This window comes from Arthrobacter sp. 05L44, assembly GCF_056397605.1.
This window is the reverse complement of record NZ_JBFTNS010000004.1, coordinates 20298-40153: the sequence shown is the minus strand read 5'-3', so window position 1 is coordinate 40153 and position 19856 is coordinate 20298. Positions and strand designations below refer to the sequence as shown.

Annotated in this window: 8 protein-coding genes and 1 pseudogene; 2 read left to right on the top strand and 7 right to left on the bottom strand. The window is 61.2% G+C overall.

Annotated features, from left to right (window positions below; all coding sequences use genetic code 11):
• Positions 1-219 precede the first annotated feature (219 nt).
• Positions 220-657 carry a hypothetical protein gene (locus AC1DHY_RS10470; protein WP_476879176.1) on the top strand — a complete coding sequence of 146 codons (438 nt, stop codon included), beginning with the start codon at positions 220-222 and terminating at the stop codon, positions 655-657.
• Positions 658-837: 180 nt separating this feature from the next.
• Entirely contained in the window at positions 838-2730 is a 1893-nt protein-coding gene (locus AC1DHY_RS10465) for a DUF262 domain-containing protein (protein ID WP_476903579.1), read from the top strand.
• Between the two features lie 326 nt (positions 2731-3056).
• On the opposite strand, the pseudogene AC1DHY_RS10460 reads toward AC1DHY_RS10465, so the two are convergent.
• The 7 genes and pseudogenes from AC1DHY_RS10460 to drmD form a co-directional block, all read right to left on the bottom strand.
• A pseudogene (locus AC1DHY_RS10460) lies at positions 3057-4209 on the bottom strand (IS3 family transposase); the annotation flags it as partial.
• 642 nt (positions 4210-4851) lie between these two features.
• Positions 4852-5550, bottom strand: a complete 699-nt coding sequence (locus tag AC1DHY_RS10455) for a hypothetical protein (protein WP_476879139.1) — start codon at positions 5548-5550, stop codon at positions 4852-4854.
• Between the two features lie 462 nt (positions 5551-6012).
• Positions 6013-6738, bottom strand: coding sequence for a DISARM system phospholipase D-like protein DrmC (gene drmC / locus AC1DHY_RS10450; protein WP_476879138.1), 726 nt, complete (start codon positions 6736-6738; stop codon positions 6013-6015).
• A 5-nt stretch (positions 6739-6743) separates the two neighbouring features.
• On the bottom strand, positions 6744-8819 hold the full coding sequence (drmB, locus tag AC1DHY_RS10445) for a DrmB family protein (protein WP_476879137.1): 2076 nt from the start codon (positions 8817-8819) through the stop codon (positions 6744-6746).
• A complete protein-coding gene (drmA, locus tag AC1DHY_RS10440) occupies positions 8816-12553 on the bottom strand; it encodes a DISARM system helicase DrmA (protein ID WP_476879136.1) in 3738 nt (1245 codons plus the stop codon). Before drmA ends, drmB begins: the two co-directional genes overlap by 4 nt.
• Positions 12554-16606 carry an Eco57I restriction-modification methylase domain-containing protein gene (locus AC1DHY_RS10435; protein WP_476879135.1) on the bottom strand — a complete coding sequence of 1351 codons (4053 nt, stop codon included), beginning with the start codon at positions 16604-16606 and terminating at the stop codon, positions 12554-12556.
• Positions 16596-19802 carry a DISARM system SNF2-like helicase DrmD gene (gene drmD / locus AC1DHY_RS10430; RefSeq protein WP_476903578.1) on the bottom strand — a complete coding sequence of 1069 codons (3207 nt, stop codon included), beginning with the start codon at positions 19800-19802 and terminating at the stop codon, positions 16596-16598. The genes AC1DHY_RS10435 and drmD overlap by 11 nt, the downstream gene beginning before the upstream one ends.
• Positions 19803-19856 lie beyond the last annotated feature (54 nt).

Sequence of the window (19856 nt, the reverse complement as noted above, 5' to 3'; positions counted from 1 at the left end):
AGTTCAGGATTTGTGCCCATTGTTCTGAGGCTGTGGGCGCGCACGAGTCAACCAGCAGTCGAACTGCCTGTTTCTGACGCTTGGGAGGAGAGCCCATGAGGAAACTGCGTTCGGGTACATGGTTGCTGCCGGCCGCAGCGGCTGGAGATGCTGACGCCGGAGGTGTTGACCGGTGCGTCAGGAAAACAGAGTAGCCTCCGGCGGGTTAGGATCACGCATGTGACGAATTTGGGCGAGAAGGTGAACAGAGGGAACAGTCTTTACGGACGCAGTGGAGATGAATGGGAAGAGATGCGGGATGCCGCGGAGAGCTTTCTAGGGACAGTGGCCGAAAAAGCTGGCATGACGGACTACAGCTCTTTGAACCGCGCAATCTCGGAGCGAACGGGACTGAGACCCTTCGATTATGGGCTGGCGTCGGACCGCGCGGCAATTGGCCGGATGCTCGGTGAAATCTCTGTTAGGACTAATGCGGAACACGGCGTTATGCTCTCGGCGCTCGTTACGCACAGGGGCTCAAACGATGAGGGCGCCGGTTTTTACAAGCTAGCTGCCGAGCTCGGAAAGATGCCGAGGAAACCAACGCAGGATGAGAAACTGCAGGCCTTAGTAAGTCTGACTAGAGAGGTTCACTCGCGTTACGCTCGCCGCGCTTAGGTGTCACGCGGCTCTGGTCCCACATCATCGATGATGATCGAAGTAGACGATGGCGTTGTAGCTTTCGCAGTTTTCTTAAAGGAAATCCCCAACGACGGGCCAGCTGCTGCCGACGTTGTACCTATTAAGACTTGCGTAGGATGTGCGATACAAGAGCAGTGAATTCGGAAGGTGCAAATAATGGAATCTCACCCCAGAAGCCCGCGGGATCTTTTCGAGGGTCGGCGACACTACGAGATTCCCGCGTTCCAACGCCCATATGTTTGGGACGAGGAGAACCAGTGGGCGCCGCTGTGGAACGATGTAGTCCGCGTTGCTGAAAGCCACCTTTCTGATGGTGGCAAGTCTCCCATTCCCAATCACTTCCTGGGCGCGGTGGTTTACGAATCGAAAAAAGCATCTTCCGGCGATGTGACGCGACACCTCGTCATTGATGGCCAACAGCGCATGACGACGCTCCAGCTCTTACTCGATGCCGTGCATCAAGTCGTCTCGGAACGCGGACATGAGGAAGAATCGGAGAAGCTTGAAGAGCTGATACTGAATAAGGCGTCAACCTTTAGAGGCCGCGTGGAGCGATTCAAGCTCTGGCCGTCGCAAGCGGATCGTTCCGCGTTCGCCCATGCCATGGATCCAGAGGAGCCGAGGGTAGAGGAGCACCGTGTGGTCGAGGCTCACACTTTTTTTCGCACCGAGGTAGAGCGGTGGCTGTCGGGAGTACCGGATGATGACGGAGTCGTCCCACCCGGTACTGAGGCTCTCCGCGCCGACGAACTCTGTTCAACACTTGAACATCGACTGCTCGTCGTCGCCATCGACTTGTCGGGGCATGAAGACTCGCAGTTGATCTTCGAGACTCTCAACGACCGCGGCACGCCACTGCTGAAGGCGGACCTCATCAAGAACTGGGTATTCCGAAAGGGGGAGCAGGTTGGTGCTGACGTGGACAGGTGGTCCAGGACGCACTGGTCCGATTTTGACGCCGAATGGTGGCGGGAAGAGCTATCCCAAGGTCGCCATGTTCGGTCGCGTGTGGACATCTTCTTACAATATTGGCTGACTATGCGATTGCAGGAAGAAGTTAAATCGGAGCTGGTCTTCCGAGTTTTCGCTAACTACGCAGAGTCGAAACTGGCTACTATCGACGGTGCTGAGGCCCTGCTCGCGGAGCTGCGGAAGGACGCCGATACCTATCGAAATCTCAGCCAACTTGACGTGGGGACACCCGAAGGACGATTTCGCTCCCGTGTCATAGGGACGATGGAGCTTGCGGCTACCACTCCAGTCTTGCTCTGGCTACTCTCCGAAAACCACTCGGTTCCTCGCGACCAGCTCCGGATTGCCCTTGACGCCATCGAGAGTTGGGTTATCCGACGTACGCTCCTCAGGAAGACTGCAAAAGATGTAAACCGCTTTATGGTCGCGATTCTCAAGTCGCTTGAGGGAATTGAGTCTCATGATGCTGGGTTTGCAATTAGAGATTTCCTCTCCGAACAGACTGCCGAGACCCGTTATTGGCCCTCGGATCAAGAGATGCTGACGGCACTTCCCGGTCTGAAGCTTTACGGTAACATCCGTCAGGCGCGATTGCGGGTAGTCCTGGGCGCCGTGGAACAACAGCTTCGCGACCAAAGCACTATGCATGAGGCAGTTGGACTTCCTAAAGGATTGGAGATCGAGCACGTCATGCCGCAAGGCTGGCGAGCATACTGGGATTCGTCGCCAAAACTCACACCTGAAGAGGCCGCACGTCGTGACCGATTCGTGAACACTATTGGCAATCTCACGCTTGTGACCAAGTCACTCAACGGCTCGCTGTCCAATCGTCCGTGGACAGACGAAGAGTCAACGGGACTTACTGAGGGCGGAGAACCCGGCAAGGGTAAACGAGCACTGCTCGAAGCTTTCAGCCTGCTAGTGCTCAACAGGAGATTAGTCCACGACCATCGTGATAGCTGGACAGACGCCCACATCAGAGAACGCTCCAGGTCTATGGGAGAAGCAATCGCTGCCGTATGGCCCGGTCCGTCGAGGGAAATCCAGGATGCGGCCTACGAAAGGGCCAGGGCCTAATGCTCAGCAGGTTGACATCCTGACCGCCACTCGACGGAACAAATGGGTACAGTAACTTCCTGAACGTTAGTCACTCAGACCAGCGTTGTCCGGCCTAACTTCAGTCAGTCCCATAGACACCGCGTGTGCAGGATGTTGGCGGGCTTACGGAATCCTCCACGGCTTCCCGCTCCCGCGTTGTCATCGACATCGATCAAATTGGCTCTCCGCGGTTGGTGGTGAATTCGGGCTCGTGTCTTTAGACGTGAGGGGCCCGCAGCACTGTTGTGATGGATGTTCTTGACGCATTCGGGACTGCTCAAGGTTTAGTTGACAGCTGGGATTTCTTACGCGGCTGAGGCCGCGTTTTTTATTGTCTCAAACTTGATGGGTGTCAGCCGTCCAAGGGCGCGCTGGCGGCGTTTGCGGTGGTAGCTGCGCTCGATCCAAGTCGGGATGGCGAGCCGGAGCTCGGCCCGAGTCTCCCATCGTTCCGGTTCAGGACGTTCTTTTGAAGCAGGGAGAAGAACGATTCCATCGCCGCGTTGTCACCGCGTGCCCCGACCCGGCCCATGGATCCGTGCAGCCCGTAGGTGGTCAGGGCCAGGACAAACTTGCGGGATCTGAACTGGGATCAGCGGTCGGTCGCTGGACCACAGTGCCCGCCGGTTTCCTGAGGGCCACGGCGCGGTCCAGGGCGGCAACGGCTAGGGACGCTTCATCCGCCCGTCCATGGAGTACCCGACGATCCGGTTCGAGTGCAGGTCCTTGATCGCGCACAGATACAGCTTCCCCTCCGCGGCGTGGTTCTGGGTGATGTCCGTCAGCCACTTCCGGTTCGGTGCCGTGGCACTGAAGTCCCGTTCGATGAGGCCATCGTGGACCGGCGGGCCGGCCTTGAGCCCTGACCTGCGGCGGCGGTGGATCACCGAGAGGATCCCGTTCAGGGAGCACAGCCGCCAGATCCGCCGTTCGGTGGCCATCGGTCCGGGACCGGCCTTGATCTCATCGGCGATGAACCGGTATCCGAAGGCGGCGGGATCGTCGCGGTGGTGGTCGATGGCGGCGGTGATCAGGTGCGCTTCCTCCCAGTCCCGTGCCGGGACTGGGTTGGTGGCCCATTGGTAGTAAGCCTGTCTGGAGAAATTCAGTACCCGGCAGGACACTGCCACGGGGCCCCTGATCGGGGCGTCCCTGGCAGCAAGCTCGCGGACCAGGGGTACATCATTTTCTTGGATTGATGTCCCGGGACAGATAGGCCACCGCACGGCGCATGACTTCCGCTTCCTGCTCCAGGAGCCGGATGCGCTTGTTGGCCTCCCGCAGCTTCGCCGCGTCATCGGACCCCGCCCCGGACTTCACCCCGTCTTCTCTGTCAGCGATCTTCATCCAGCGGTGCAGGGCAGCGGGCGAAACACCGAAGTCCTTGGCGATCTGCGTGATCGGCGCTTCGCCCTCGCGGGCAACCGCGACGACATCGCGGCGGAACTCTTCAGGAAAGGCTTGGGCATGAAGAACATCCTTCCACCCGCAAGGATCAAATCCTCACCGGCAAAGTGTCAATCAAACCTTCAGCAGTCCCCCAGGTTAGGCTCCGGCGAGGAAGCGGAGAAGATCGTCCCGGCCATTGAGAGCTGAAGGCCGATGGCATCGACGCCGGCGGGCCGCTCGGGGCCGACACCGCGTTGCCACGCGAATAGAGCGGTCTCTCAGGGGCCGTTCCCTTCGTTTAAGCAGATGCCGCAGGCCAGGCTCCCGCATGCGCGAATGTCTAACACGTCTTCGGTTTCTCGAACTACTTGGTTCAGCCGTTGCGGTGCAGCTCAAGGCGTTCCTCCGCCGGGAACGGTCCCTGCTAGAGCACCAAGTGAGTGCCTTGGCCGGCCTCTCAAGGGAAAGGTCGACGAAAGTGTCCTGGTTGTCTTCCGCTGGTTCCTCTCAGCGGAACATGCACGCCAGACTCCACGGAAGATCGGTCTTTAGGAAGACGCCGGAGAGATGGGACGGTTTGCCGTCCGGTGGCGCCATCCGCGGCGGCCGCCTGGCGGCTCAGCTCGACTGCTGGGCTGACGAAATCGAAGATGGCAGACCACGGCTGGGGCGTATTCATCCAGTCGGCCCACCCATGTGTCGACAACCTCATCACTTGAATTTGTTTTGCAGATACTTTGCAGTGTCTGTTAGCGAGGACATCGGAATCTCCGCGAAAACGGTAAGGCTATGCTCCCTTAGGTAGTCGTTGAGAACTTTGATGACCTGATTACGGGCTCGGTCCAGTTCGTCCATGAGTCGAAGAACCTGAGGTAGATCGCCGGTTGAGACCATGACGGAGGCGGACGGTGATGAATTGAACTCGGGAAATTTCTCGCCGAGAACTGCCAGTGAGCGATTGACTCGATTCATTGCATCCCTTACAGCACTGGCAAATCGATCGAAATCAGGCATATGGAGCCGGGGAAGTTTAATCAAGCGGAAAACATGTCGTGTCTCTCTGGTAACGAGCCGTCCGGTTGCAAGAGCCATCGAGACGTCGGTTAGAGCCACTCTCAGAGAGTCCAGCGTCAATTCTTGGACGGCCGGTGTCCGAAAAGCATTGCGGTTGAAGGCCGCGCGAACGAAGTCGACAACTTCCAGCTCTCCGTCGTCGCGAACGAGACCACCCGTCTGACTCAGCCAAGCTGACTGAACGAAATCACCGTCTGAAGCTCCGGAAACTCGAAGGTTTTCTTGAGCGAGTTTGAGTGCGGCATGCGGAGATGGCGGACCTGTGGGCAACAACATGTTCGTGTAGAAATAATCCGCGAAAAGGGCCGCGACGTCATCAGATATCGGTCTATCCATGCTGACGAGCCACCTGTCTGCCGGCGTCAGGTGAGGGGCCCGGCTTGACGACCAGCATGCGTTCAGAAAGATACCCCGGGGGCCCCCATCTGGCGCCGCCTTGAGGATCGCCATCAAATCATGAGGTTCGAGGCTCCAGCTAAGTGCGCCACCGGCGTTGAATGTCAGGTTTCCCTCTTGTCCCCGTGTCCAATGAAATGGAATATGTCAGGCGCATGCTCCAATAGGGCTGCCGACAGCATCTTCCAAGGCTGGTCTTTCATGACTATGGTTCGACAGAGGCCTTTCCGCTCAAAGTCCCTGAGATAGCTGATTTCGTCCTGCGCGTGGGGTAGAGCTTCACCGACGCTCAATGCTGCCCATACGAGGATAGTTGGACGGTGTCGATCATCAAGCGATGTTTTCATTTCTTAATTATGACCGCAGTCCATCATATGGTCGGGCGCTCGACTCCTTTGGAGGTCAGACTTTTGCAGCATTGGATTGCAGATCCTTAAGCGACCCAGACTTATGCAGAGATGTGAAGCGCTGTCTGAGTTTCGAGGCAAAAAGTGGATCGCGAATGAGAACGCCGGCTTCCAGATTTCGGTGAGCGGCGGCATCGCTGAAGTTAGCGCTCGTTACGAGGGCGAGGGCAGAATCAACTATGACGACTTTTGAGTGTTGAAGACCGTATTGCCTATTCGGTGGTACGTACTTCAGGAAACGCGCGCCCTGGAGCTTGTCCTGGAGTTGGATGGCTGTTTCGGCCATCTTGGACCCCTCAAGAACAAGCGTCACGGACACACCTCTGGCGATTGCTCGCCATAAGGCCTGGACGAACGGCGAGTCGATCGATGCGGAGTAAGTCGAGGCGAGAACGTCTTCCTTAGCTTCGTCTACCAGGTGCGCGACAGCTGCAGTCGTGTGGTCGCCGTCGCCCGGGAAGCTCGGACCACTCCAGACGGCTCGCGGCGGGGCGGGTGCCCGCCCCGACGCAGAAGCATATCCCCTTAGCACCGACGCCAAGATTGCTGAATCGCCAAGCAATGACAGTGCCTGCCCCAGCAGCTCGACCGCGGCACCCGAGGAGTCCGACAAAAATGATGTTGCTCGGTCCAGCCGCCCGTCGATTTCCAATGATGCGGCTATGCTCGTCGCCTGTGAGGCAGACAGGGCCTGCGCCAACTGAAGCAATGCATCTGCCACGACGCCTAGCCTCCGAAGGTTTCGAGCACCGGTTGGAGCAGACCATCGACCGCGTACTCAGGTCCTGAATTCAGCGTTAGTGCGAAGCGCCGGTCAAGGAAGCGATTAGCCTTCTCGCAGGACGTCTCCGACACGAACAGGCAGAAATGGCAGGCCGCACCGTGTAGGAAATCCTCTTGACCGTTGGGCACCCGATGCGCACAGATAGGGTCCGAAGAACACCGTTCCGCTCGCCGCAGCGCATCCCGAAATACCCCTTCCAGCCGCTCCGTTCTGGCCAGATCAACCAACCCCCCGAGAGTTCCCTCGCTGTCGGGGGATGTCGTGGCGATCAGAATTCCTGCGGCAGCCTCCCGGTCGTCCGTCTCACGCCATGCGTAAAGACGCTCAGATAGCGATGCCGAGCCGTAGCCGCTGGACATTGCCATCTCACGGATGAGCAAATGCGACATCGTGTGCAGCGCCCAGTATCGCGGCGGCGGCATTCGGTCTGCCGGATCGATCGCCACCGCGGTGCGACTCTGGCGCCTTTTGACGTTGCGCTCGTGAGCGGCCACATGGGACTCCCACACCTTGGATCCGAGTACGCCGTCCTCCCAGGCGCGAATCACGTCCTCATCGAAGCGCAGAAATACTCCTTCGCCTCGGTCCTCCGTTGCGGGAACCCACTTCGGCTTCCCTGACTGGACGAGCGGAGCGATCCGGTTGGGAGCGTCGCCTACACGGTCCAAGGCATCGATGCGCGTAAAACCGATGAACGCATTGGCCTTTTTGACCCTCTCCACCGCGACGACGTGGGACAGAACCGGCCGCAGGGCCGATGCCACCTCCACCGGCCGCACGCGGAAGCCAGCCTTTCGGTCTTCGCGCTCGAAATCCTCCGGGTGGACGAGAGTGTCCCACTCCGGTTCCAGCAGGCTGATCGGATCGAAGCCCGAGGGCGAGGACTCGGGATCGGCGACAACTTGGCCTCGAGCGACCTGGATTCCGTTCCAGAGGGCGTCATCAGCAACTCCGTCAAAGATCGAGCGGACGTCCTTCGGGCCGAACTTCCGCCACGCCAGTAGATCGTCGAGCGTCTGCACATCTGCGAAGGTGACGGCCGGCAATCCCTTCACTGTCTCGGCCACATCCGCGCCCGTGATGTGCTTGCGTGCGGGCAGCACGAGCACGCTCACCGAGGCGGGGAACCACTGGTTCGCGGCGCCTAGCAGCATCAGCCGGACGTCCGCCTGACACGGATTGTCGGCCGGCGCGTAAGTGGGAAGGTGCGGGTGCCGGCCGCGGCAGTCGGGAAGCATCTCTTCTCCGCCGGCCCGCGTGAGCTCTGCGATGTTCCGTGAGACGTCGCAGGCCACGCAGGAGATCTTCACCTGCGGTCCGAGGTTTGAGCGCCATTCCATCATTCGCATCTCAGGCTTGGCGACCTTGCACTTCACGGGGTCGCCGTCGGCGCCGTGTACCCACTCGACATAGGGGAACTCGTCGAGGTGCCCGTCGGTACAGGCAATCAAGTAACGTGCAGGCACCGCCAGGCGCGGCCGCGCTTCCAAAGTGCCCTGCTTCTGGCCCTTCTTGGGGCGACCCTTGCACGCTTTGTGCACGAACTGCGCCTTGTCAGGCCGGTGCTTGCTTGTGTTCACGAACTCGAACTTGGTTGACTCCGAGATAGGCGCCAACAGGTCGCAGCCGGTGCAGCGAAGCCACTGAGGGAACACTCGGGTCGGGATTCCGATCGGGGTGCCACCTTCATGGGCTTTCTCCGGCACCCAGGGGGGTTGCCGCAGCTCGTCAACGCGAGGCAACATCTTGCGGACTGCCGCAAGCAGCCGCGGCACCAAGACCAGCTGCGGGCCGCCCTGCTTCGAGTAAGCGAGCTCCCAAGCATCGAGCCCTTGAGGCATCACTGCTATGTGAGGCATGTCCACCGTGGCCCCTATGCCCGAGGTGTACAGCAGGGCGCTGGGTCGCACCGAGCCGACGCGGCTGTGGATCTTCGCGCCGGCGGCTTCCAGCTCCCCAAACGGGTTGGCCACCACTCCGGCGACGCTGGATGCCTCTTCCTCTACGACTTGACTCATTTCGCATCCTTCTTCGAGAAGACCCATTTCGGCGCAGCTGCACTTAGCGGCTCCGCTAGTCTGCCAACGATCGGTGTTACAAGGAGATTGATCTCGGGCTGAACTTCGCGCATCGAGTTGGCCACTTGAAACAGCCGGGTGTCTTCGTCGGGAACCACTGTCTCCGGGCTCACCAGCAGGGGTGACACGATCTGCCCACCGCCCAGGGAGTCCTTTTGATAAGTCAAGGCGCCTGACCACTTGTCCGACTCGTCCGTCCACTTATCGAGGCGCAGGATGAGCTTGCTTTTGGCGGCGTCCGCTACCGCGTCATTCCCGCCGCTGGCAATTCTGATCCGTGTAACGAGCCGGTCGACAAGGGTGTCGACGAACGTTCGCCGCTGCACGATCGTCCCAGCCCCGATTTCGGGCGACAGCGAGGGCTCATTCCGTTGGTCGGCGACGCGGGCCGCCGATACCAGTACGCCAGTCAGGCCCCGTTCCAAAGCGGCATCTGAGAACGGTGTCACCGACAGTGCTTCGACGTGCGCATAAAACGTGTCGTGGTAGTGCTCGAACTGTTCATAGTGCGCCATGTCCCGCGGCCGGGACCGGTTGGCGAGCGTCACGACTAGGCCGGGTTTGGAGGCTTCACGGCCAACGCGCGACGACGCCTGAATATACTCCGCAGTGTTCTTCGGTTGGCCAACCACCAGCATCAAGCCAATCCGCGGCACGTCCACACCTACCTGGAGCATGGAGGTAGCGAGGACCACGTCATACGGCATGTCCCGGGGAGGGAGCTTCTTGCCGGCCTTCTTGGCGGCTGCGGCCCGCACACCGTATTCCCGTTTAGCCTCACTCGTATCCCGGTCCGGGTCAAACGGAACACCCAGGGTGGTGAGCGTCTTCGAAATATCCGCTGACGAGATGCGGGACGTCAGCTCGCCGATCCGCAGCCCACTGGACCCCCGCCGGGGGTAACCAGAGTCTTTGTCGGGGTTGCTGGTTCGGGTGACGATGTCGTCTTCGAGATAGCGGCGCATGCCGGCCAGCTCCCGGGTGGCTGAGAAGTAGTCAACTAGCGTCACGTATGGCTCGGCCGCCGCACCATGGGAGTCGAACAACTTCTGGCCGGCGAGGAGCAGAATTTCGCTGACTCGGATCTCCGCCAGGGTCAGACGGGCCCCGTGAGCGCAAACTCCGACGTAACGCCGGCCGGGGTCCTTCTCACTGGTAGTGACTTCCTTCGAGAAGTAGGTGTCTGTCACTGATAGGACCTGGGGTGGGAAGATCTGCACCTGGCGTGCATAGAGCTTCATCACCTGATCCCGGGCGTTCCTCACGGTCGCGGTTGAGGCGATAACCAGGGGCTTCACTAACGCGGGGCTGTCGGCAGAGCCGTACTCCCACGTTGAAAGCGTGTCTATCGCTCCTTCGAATAATCCCACTGCAGTGCCGAGCGCGCCGGTGATGAGGTGAAGTTCGTCCTGGATGATGAGGTCCGGGGGACGCAGACGGTCCACATCCTTCACTGCGGCCTTCGGATAGGTTCTCCCGCCCTCCGATTTTGCGGTGTGACCGCTAGCTCCGCATACAGAGGTCACTGTGTCCGGGTGCTTGTAGCCGTGCCGTTCGCACCGCTGCGACACATAGCCAAACAGGCTCGCCGCCGCACCCTCGCGTGCCAGTCTCGCGAACTTGTCGACGGTTGCCAGTAGGAAAGTTGGCGGGTTGCGGTAGATCTCGTCGTCCACGGTAAGTACGGGAAGCCCCTCAACCGCGCTGCCGCCGGCGGAGAATGGGCACCGTCCGAGCTTATCCCCGCAGTACACGTGAATCCGCTGAGTGGTCTTCACGGCAACGACATCCGCTTTGGGGTTGATCGGCGTACCGCACCAGGGACAGCTGCTGAACTGAAGCACCGTGAGTCCGTAGGCGGAGTTGCCGTCGTCGTTGCGCACGTCGCGCACCTGTTGCTCCGCCTCAGCAAAGCGTTTCGGGCTGACGCTTGAGCCTACCCAAAGGCCGATGCGGAACGGTTCCTGGCCCCACGTCGCTGGGTCTTCACGCCGCACTACTTCAGCGGCGCACATGAGCGTGGTGGCACGCAGAAACTGCTGAGAGGTGAGCAAGCGGAGCGTGTACCGCATCAGCACGGCGACACCGTCGCGGCCGTCAATCAGGCCGCCGGGCGTCTCAATGGCGCCTTGGAGGCGGCGGATGCCGAACGTGAAAGCAGCGAGCCCCAGGTAGGCCTCGGTCTTGCCACCACCGGTGGGGAAGAACAGGAGCTCCGCTCGGGGCAAGTCACCGGACCGCCGAGGCACCGTCGGGTCGACGATCGACGGCAGCTGCATCAGGATGAACGCGAGCTGGAAGGCGCGCCATGAAGCAGCGCCATCACCCTTCTCGTCGATGGCTGCGGTCGCCTCCTTGACGGTGATATCGCGATCTGCGTTCCGGAGCCCCGCGATCTGGGAGCGAATGCGCTGTTCGCGCATAGTGCGGTTCATGAAAGCAAAGGCTCTTCGAGCCTGCCCGCTTGCATGAGCGTTCGGATCAGTATTGGTCAGCAGACCGAGGCCCCCGCGCAGGCGCTTAAGCGCGTCCTCGCCGTCTTCGATTCCGCTTTCGGCGACTTTATGGAGGTGCTTGGGCAGAGCCGCAGCGTCGAGGCGTCGGCTACCGAGCCAGGTCTCGTAGCCGTCGATCAACGGCGTCAGGTATTGCTCAAGCTGGTCAGGAGACGCATCCATTAGCAGCCGCATGCTCATCTCGGCGCCTTCGATGGTTGGTGCAAGGGTCTGCGGGACCTCGGCGCTGGGCAGCCAAGTGGTCCGCACCGAAGTGGCTGTGCGGGACTGTGGATCCGGCAGGGTCCAGGTGGCGGAGGCCGTGCGGCCGACAGCGAATTCAAGGCGATCGCGGTACAGGAGATCGAGCTGCAGCACCTCGGGGTCGCCGAAGTCACGTGCCTGCTCAAGCGCGTCGCGGGTGGGACGGAAGACTGCGCTCTCGTCCTCGGCGCTGACTTCCAGCTCGGTCTGGAACAGCCAGACCTTGGGCGGGAGCTCTTTGCCGGTTACCTTGGTGTTCTGGAGCGCGGCTTCGACCACCCGCAGCCCGTCGTGCTCGAAGACCTCGACCGAGATCGCGACGTGGCCCTCAACGATCACTTCGGTAAGCGTCTTACCAGCGCCGACCGCCGCAATGTCGATCGTCTGCGGCACGACGTGGTCCGTCCGGTCGTAGAAAGTCTGCGTGCGGCCGTCCTCGTCGGTCTCCCGGCGGGACTCGTACTGACCCCACCGCGCGGTGAAAACGAGGCTGCCCACGTCGGGCCCTACCTGGAAGCGGAGCCCCATCGATGACGGCGCGATGAGCTTGGACTCCGGGCCGCGGTCTTCGTCAGTGTCGGTTCCGCCAGCGTCTGCGATGGATTCGTCGGGCTCGTCCACAACGCCTTGGACGTCACGGCTTGCATCTGCGTCCAGGACTGCCGGAACGTCGACGCCACGGAAGTCTTCCGGGCCCTCTACTACTGGCTGCGCCTTTGCCTGAGGCAGCGGGTCGTCGTCGCTGATCGAGACGGGCGCCAGCGCTCCTACCAAGTACCGGGCACGCGGTGTGCCATTGACCGTCTCGTCCGGCCCGCCCCACGGCCCGATCAGATCGCGCTCCAATAGGTCGATGAGCTCGTCCCGAACCTGGGCGGAGGTCGCCGGTTGGAGGGGTACTGTCTGGGTGTTCATTTAGAACATCGCTCCTTCGGGGGCAGTCTCCGGATCAAGGTCGAGCTCCATCGCGACGACCGACTTTCCGCCGTTCTGCGCTTCAAGGGCCGCTCGGCGGTGGTTCTCGTCAAGGAGACGGTTCAGGACGAGTTCATTCGCATCGTCCGAAAGAAGAAGCTGACTGACTCCACCTATCTCAACGATTTTGGCCTGCCAGGGGATATCGTGCCATCCGTAGGATCCAAGTACTAAGGCGTCGACGCGTTCGTGGGCGCTCCATAGCGCGCGTAGTGCTTCCACATTGGTCTCACGCCCTGATCGCGTAAGCGCGGTGTACGCCCCTCGCATATCAGTGCCCAGGACTCGCATCGCCTCACTTTGGGCTGCCTCTAGGTCGACTCCGGCGGCATGTAAGCCATTTAGCAAAACCCGAGGCATCGGGAATGTCTCAAAAGCTCTAGGTAGGTACTTGAGCGAGCCAATTAACCCGTGGGAATCTGAAGCTACCCAGACGCGATGTATTGCAGAGGATAAGAGAGCGAACTCGGCGGGAGACTCTAAAGCGATGACGGTGATCTTGGTGTCAATTACAATATTGTCGGAGTAAGGAATTCTTACCGGCATCAGAGTCTTGCCGTCCTGAGGAATCGCCAAGTAGTACTTGAGGCCCGATATGCCACGATATAGCTGGTCTGCATTTGCCTTGAATTGCCACCAATAGTCCCTCAACCGCGCCTGCTTCTTCGTAGCCCGCTCAGGTTTGACTAATCTTTCTACCCGTTCAAATGGTGCCCGAAAAGTGGAAGCTTCCTCAATCGATCGGTTTCCGAATTTGATGATCGAATCGGACGCTACGGGAGGCCGAGCGAGGTAAAGGTCGCTGGCTGCCAAGTATTGATGAATGACTTGGGCGTTTACCGCGTCGCTGGTAACCATTCGAGTTGCTTCCTCGGGTGTTAGCCGGAAACCAACTCCATTGGGATAGGTCCCGACGAACGCCATACCCTTGTTCTCTGGCAGCGGGAGCCGTTCGCCGGGGGAGCTGCTGATGGACCTCGCTGAGGGAGCCAGATTCGCACCGATAGTGTCCACTGTCTGACCATTCCATGTTGGTCGGGCTGACCCGAAGTGCCGACTGGCCCAAAAGACGATGTACCGCAGGTGTGCGCTCTGGGTCGGCCATTCTCGCGGCCCGACGACAGAATATACGCGCATCCCTTCTTCCAAGAGCGGCGACATCGCCACCTTACGATTCTCCTTCGCCGCAATCGAGTCCTTGCAAAGGAGACCAATAATCCCGTGGCTCTCGGCTACAAGGCTTGCACTCCGTCTCACGAAGTAGGCAAAAGAATCTCCGAGTCCTTGAGTTCCCATTGCGACGACGTTGGTCATCCATTCGCGTACGTTCTTGCCGAGGAGTCCACTGAGAAACCTGCTTCCGACGAATGGGGGATTGCCGATTATTGCGTCGAAGCCACCATGGTCGATGATGACGTCGGGCGCTTCGATAACCCAATGCAGGGGTCGCCATCGGGCGTCGTCAGTGTCCACTGTCGGAGTGAGGCCAGCGGCCAGGATAGCGTCGAGTCGATTACGATCACCGGTCACATCCTGCTGCGGGTAGGCCATGTACAGGGCATCAGCGAGATCGTCATATCGTCCGTCTAGGCCTTTCCCGGGTTTACCCCCTTCACGGAGTCCGGCAGCGATAATGCCGTCGGCGACATCGCGGAGCCGGACGGTCACTTCGCGCGACTCTGCCAGAAGACTGCGCTTGGCACGTGTGGAGCGCATTCGATCCCCATCGTCGACCTGGCCGCTGGACAGTTCTCGGCGGAGCTGCGCCGCCCGTGCGAGGTCCCTGTCGATGTCGAGCTGAAGAAGCTTCCTTTGCAGGATTCGGCTATGAGGTGGGTCGATGTGCTGGGCGCGAAGTTGTCGCTCCGTGGTGACTCCGAGCAGCGAATTGCCATGGAAGACACGATCATCAACGAATGAGAACGGCTTTCCGGGATCCATAGAGACTAGCCAGAGCGAGAGCTTGCACATTTCAACGGCCATGCCGTTGATGTCAGCCCCATACAGGCAGCGAGCAACTACTTCACGGATTGCCCAGCGCCTGGAGTCGCCATTTGCGTCGGCGCTGAGTCCTTCCTTCGCGCGAGCTTCAATGAGTCGATCCGCGAGGTACCTCGCGGCCGCGACGAGGAACGCTCCGGAACCCGCGGCTATGTCGGCGATCTTGAGGTTGAGAATTTCCGTCGAACTTTTGAGGACCCGGTCGCTGTCTTCATCGGCAAGAAGATGCCCTTGCGAGTAGACAAGGGGTTCCAGCGCGTGGAGTACCACCTCCTCAGCGAGCGACCGGGGGGTGTAGTGGGTACCTGTGTTAGCTCGTTGCGGGGACTCGGTCATTACAAGTCCGTTCTCCGGGACCACGTACGGGAAGTCGCGAAGGTCGTTTCGGATTAGGGCGTGCAGCGGCGCGAGCTGGTCGACCAACTCGGTGTGGCCAAGCAGCACGAAACCGAGGCGGGTGCGGGCGTCGGCGGCAGTCGTTTCGTCGTCCGCCTCGAACGCTTTCGCGATTTGTCGTGCTGTAGCGGGTTTCGCATTGGGTTGGGTCTTGCCCAGATGGTCGATGAGTTTCTTGGCAAAGTCTGCTCCGTTGGTCGCGGCGTCGACAATCGTGCGCAACTCGGTCAAAGCGATTTCGGGCTCGTACCCGCTCTTGCCTTGGAGTCCGACGACCACGTCCCGGGTGTATTCGGCGGAATAGCCGAGCAGACCCTCGTAGACGTAGCCGATCTGTTCGACGTCGAGGTCGCGGAATGACAGCTGGCGGGCTTCGCCGCCTACATGTGCGATCTGCACGGCCTTGAGGACTTGGAGCATGACCCGGTCGGAGACGCGGACGGAGAGCTGCCCCTGTGGGTTGGTCGTCCGTAGCCATGGGAAGCGGGCCGGGTCGAACAGGGATCCACCGTACGCCGGCATCCGGGTGTCTTCGAATGTGGCGCCGGAGAAGATTGCGGTGCTGGCGGCGAGTAGGCGGTGCCAGGTCTCCCAGGTGTGGTCGAGGGCCTCTTCGGTGTCGTTCTGCGCGTGGTGCTCCAAGTCGACGCGCACCCCGGAAATGGCGTAAGACTCGCGGTACATCTGGTGCTGCGGCAGCAGGGCGCGTTCCTCGGCGAAGAGGAGGAAGACGACGCGCATGAGCACGGATACGGCCGCTTCGTAGACCTGCTTGCTGTCGTCCGGGAGAGGCGATTCCTCCCCGTTGGCGATGGCCCGCAAGTGCGACTCGGACATGGCCTGGAGGACGAGTTCTACCGCGCGACGGACCTGGTCGCCCAGGGCCTCGGTGATTGCCTCGGCGCTGGCGACGCTGAGCTCGAACAACTTCGGCAGACGCTTCTCGGCGGCGCCGCCAGCGAGCGAGACGAGTCCGGCGAGGGCTAGGAATGCGTCCCTGCTGTCCCGTTCCTCACGCCAGATGAGCGAATCGAAGACGCCGCTCGCTGTAGTGACGTCGCGGACGGCGGAGACGATGCCCCACCAGCGGCCGTCGGTGACGAGCCCGACACTGACTTTCGCTTCGCGCAGGAGGGCGGCGGTGCGGTCGATGGCGTCGGCGGCCCACCCGTCGGCGCCGGTTCGTCGGAGATCGTCGGTCGGGTCGACGACTACGACCAGGGCGGCCCGGCCGTCACCGGCGTCCAGCGCGGCCCAGGGGCGTACGGTCAGGTCCCCATCAGGCGAACTGGCGACGATCGTGGAGTCGGGATGCTCGTCGAGGTAGTCGCCCCACTGCAGAAGATCGCGGAGGACTGACGTGACCCAGCGGTCCCGCGAAGCGAAGTCCTGAGCGGGACCTGGCTGACCTTGACGGGCGGTCCACACCTTTGACCACACAGTGTGCTCGTAGATGAAGGTGCTGTTGACGTCGTCGATGGCGTTGTACGGCCGGTCGAGTCCGTTGGGGAACACCGATTTGAGGGCTGCGCGCGAAAGGAACGGCCCATCAACGTCGACGAGAGACAGCCACTCCCAAGGGTCCTTAGTTGCCATCGTTCTTCCCCAGTCTCTCAGCATCTGCCGGGCTCAGTGCGAACACGACCGCGGCGACAAATGTGTGCGGTTGAAGATTGGCGTAGCGCCTGGACACGGCGTCCCGCTCATCGCGCTGCTCCTCGGCGAGGGCGTCGAGACGCCTTCTGATGTTTATCAAGTCCTTCTCGCGCTGGCGCTGCTCCTCGTGGAACAGCATGTCCTCAAGCTCGCGTTTGCGCTCTTCGGCATTGTCGAGCGTGCCCGCCAATGTCTGGCGGAACCGGGTGAAAACCTCGTTCACACGTTCGAGATCGGCGGTCTTGCGCTTGACAAGGTCCTCCTCGATCCCGCTGCGCAACCTCTGAGCCCGGGAGGCGACGGCGTCGGCGACGCGCTGGCGAATGCCGCCGTCGTCTGCGCCATCTGAATTCCAAAGATCGGCCAGTCCGGCGAGCACTCCGGGGGCAGGTGAAGTCAACTTCTCGGCGTCCAGCGCTGTGACCAGAAGATCCTCCGAGCGTTCGACGCCGAGTTCCTGGCGTCGAGTGAGCCTTGTGCCTGCAAGGAACACTTCCTCGTGGAGGCGAGTGCCGCCGTCCCCGACAACGACCAGGCGTGCGACGCCGGCGACGAAGGACTGCTCCAGCCCGTCGACTACCACGGCGCTCACGCCGTGGATGTGATTCGAGCGGGTCCAGATTTGGCCGCGCAGTTCACGCGCGGCGCGTTGGATAAGCGGGTGACCCAAGTGGGCGTAGACTATGTCGGTGCGACCCTTCGCCTCTTCACCATCGAAAGTGATGGGGCGTTCCAGATCCGGGCGGAGACGAGTGCGCAGCCCCTCCAGCCCCGGCGTCCAGGTCCGGTCGAGTCCGGACGGCAGCGCGTAGAGGTCAGCCTGTTCGTCGTCGTCGGCCACACCAATGAGGCCGGGCTGTCCGGACACCCGCAGCCCGGTTTCCAGAACGCGGCGCAGATTGCGGTCATGCAGGTGAAGGTGGTCACGGGAACTCTCAAGCCTGTCTGCAAGGGAAGTTAGTTCACGGCGGAGATTGTGTTCGCCTTGCATGGCAGTCTGAATGATTTGCTCGCCGGAGCCCTTGACTAGTTTCGGCCGGGCGGGTAAGTCTCCGTAGCCAAGCTTTCGCTGGATATCCGGATCGATGATGTCGCCCGCGGACCCGAGGTCTTCCTGCACACGGGAGATTTTGCGGGCGACTCGGGCAAGATAGTCGGTGTCCCTGGCGTAGTTCGAGGAGGTAGACGACTTGTCTTCCGGATCAGGGTGGTAAATCTGCGGGCATTCGGTCTGCCCATATCGGTCGATGCGGCCGATTCGCTGCTCAAGGCGGTTGGGGTTGAAGGGGATGTCGAAGCTGACCAGGCGGTGGCAGTGTGTTTGCAGGTCGATGCCCTCACCCGCGGCATCAGTCGCGATCAGGATCCGCACGGGGTCCTTGGAAGGGTTCTCGGTGAAGCGCACGCGGATGAGTTCGCGCTCTTCGGCATCGGTTGAACCCTCGATCACCGCAAGGCGGTCACCTCCGAGGTCGAACGCGTTGAGGACATCGCGAATCCAGTTGAGCGTGGCGACGTACTCGGTGAAGATGACGACGCGTTCGTTTAGCCAGGTTCCCTCTGGAGTGAGCAGCTGACCTCGGATCAAGGTTATGAGCGCCTGGAGCTTCGTGTCAGGTAGTGAGGCGTAGCGCCATCCCCAGTCGATGAGCCACTCAAGGTCCGCGACGTCTTCATCGGTCAGCGGAACCTGTGCGCGCTGTGCTGTGCGGAGTGCTTCAAGCTCAGGCTGCTCCAGGCGGCCTTCTTCTTCGTCGGAGGCTTCGTCGCCGAGCACCTCGTCGTAGTCAGGCAAGTCGATGTCGTCGTCGCCACGCAGACGGGTGGCGAGATACGTTTCGGCGGTCGAGGCGAATGCTGTTGGCGAGGAGAAGAACCGCTTCTTCAGGATCAGAGTCGCGAGGTCTGCGGCGCGCTTGCCCTTCTCGGCCTTTACGGCGGCGTTGCGCCGTTTGGTGAACGCGATCAGCCGGTCGTAGGCCTCAGACTCGTCGTCGGAGGGCTGGAACAGCAGGGCGTGCACTTCCCGCAGTTGGAAGCCCTCATCAGGAAGGTCTTTCTTGAGCCGGCGAACGGCCACTTCGCGCAGCGCCTTGGCGTCGAGATCGGCGCCGCGGGCGAAGCGCTGCGGGTCGACCATCTCCATGAGGGCCGTGAACGATTCGGTGTAACCGTTGTGCGGGGTGGCACTGAGGAAGAGCCGGTGTTCGCAGCGCCTCGCGAGTTCGCGGACGGACACCGTGCGCTGGCTGTCGACGGCGTAGCGGCTCTTGTCATTGCCGCCTCGCGATGGTGTGGCCGGGGCAACGTGGTGGGCTTCATCGACGATCACGACATCGAAGGCGTACCGGTCGGCAACACGCTTGTCGTCGGCCCGGGCGTACACATCTCGGAGGAGTCGCTCGGCTCGCGGTGATGGCAGCCAGGACATAGAGACGATCACCCGGGGGAAAAGGATGAACGGGTTCGCGTGCACTCCGAAGCGTCGGCGGAAGTCGCGCATGGTGTTGGAGTTGACGATTTCGAAGCCGAGACCGAACTTGTCGCGCATCTCCTCCTGCCACTTGATGACGAGGCCGGCCGGGCACACGATGATGACCGATCGGGCGCGGTGGCGGAGAAGCAGCTCCTGCACCACCAGTCCGGCTTCGACGGTCTTGCCGAGACCGACATCGTCGGCAAGGAGGAGGTTCGCTCGAGGTGCTTCCAGCGCACGGCGCAGCGGCTCAAGCTGGTAGGCCTCGATGGTTGCGCTGCTGCGGAAGGGGGCCTGTAGCGTCCGGGCGTCCGCCGAGGTCAGAGCACCCCAGCGGAGAGCATCGACGTAGGCAGCGAACGTGGTCGGATCGTCGAACTGATCTGGGGCGACCGTCGTGGGGAGGCCTTGGTCAAGAATGACGCCCCGTCCCGGCTCAAGCTGCCAGATGGCAGTCATCTCGTGGCCGTAGTGCTCTTCCTCGATCGACTGGAGCGACACTGCGTGCTGGAGCTCAGCCTTGCCATCGTCTGCGCTGGAGCGTTCCAGTGCCTGGGCTGCGACGTCGGTGACGATCCATTTTGAACCCCGAACCGTGACCAATTGACCGACCTCAGGCAGCTCGTCGTGAACTGCCGACGCCGCAGGCGCGACTGTCATTAATGCTCCCCCATTTTTCGATTTCGTTGATGCTCCTACTATTTATACACACCA

Coding starts and splice junctions, on each gene's coding strand:
- AC1DHY_RS10465 (WP_476903579.1), top strand. CDS start 838: ATGGAATCTCACCCCAGAAGCCCGCGGGATCTTTTCGAGGGTCGGCGA.
- AC1DHY_RS10455 (WP_476879139.1), bottom strand. CDS start 5,550: ATGGATAGACCGATATCTGATGACGTCGCGGCCCTTTTCGCGGATTAT.
- drmB (WP_476879137.1), bottom strand. CDS start 8,819: ATGAGTCAAGTCGTAGAGGAAGAGGCATCCAGCGTCGCCGGAGTGGTG.
- drmA (WP_476879136.1), bottom strand. CDS start 12,553: ATGAACACCCAGACAGTACCCCTCCAACCGGCGACCTCCGCCCAGGTT.
- AC1DHY_RS10435 (WP_476879135.1), bottom strand. CDS start 16,606: ATGGCAACTAAGGACCCTTGGGAGTGGCTGTCTCTCGTCGACGTTGAT.
- drmD (WP_476903578.1), bottom strand. CDS start 19,802: ATGACAGTCGCGCCTGCGGCGTCGGCAGTTCACGACGAGCTGCCTGAG.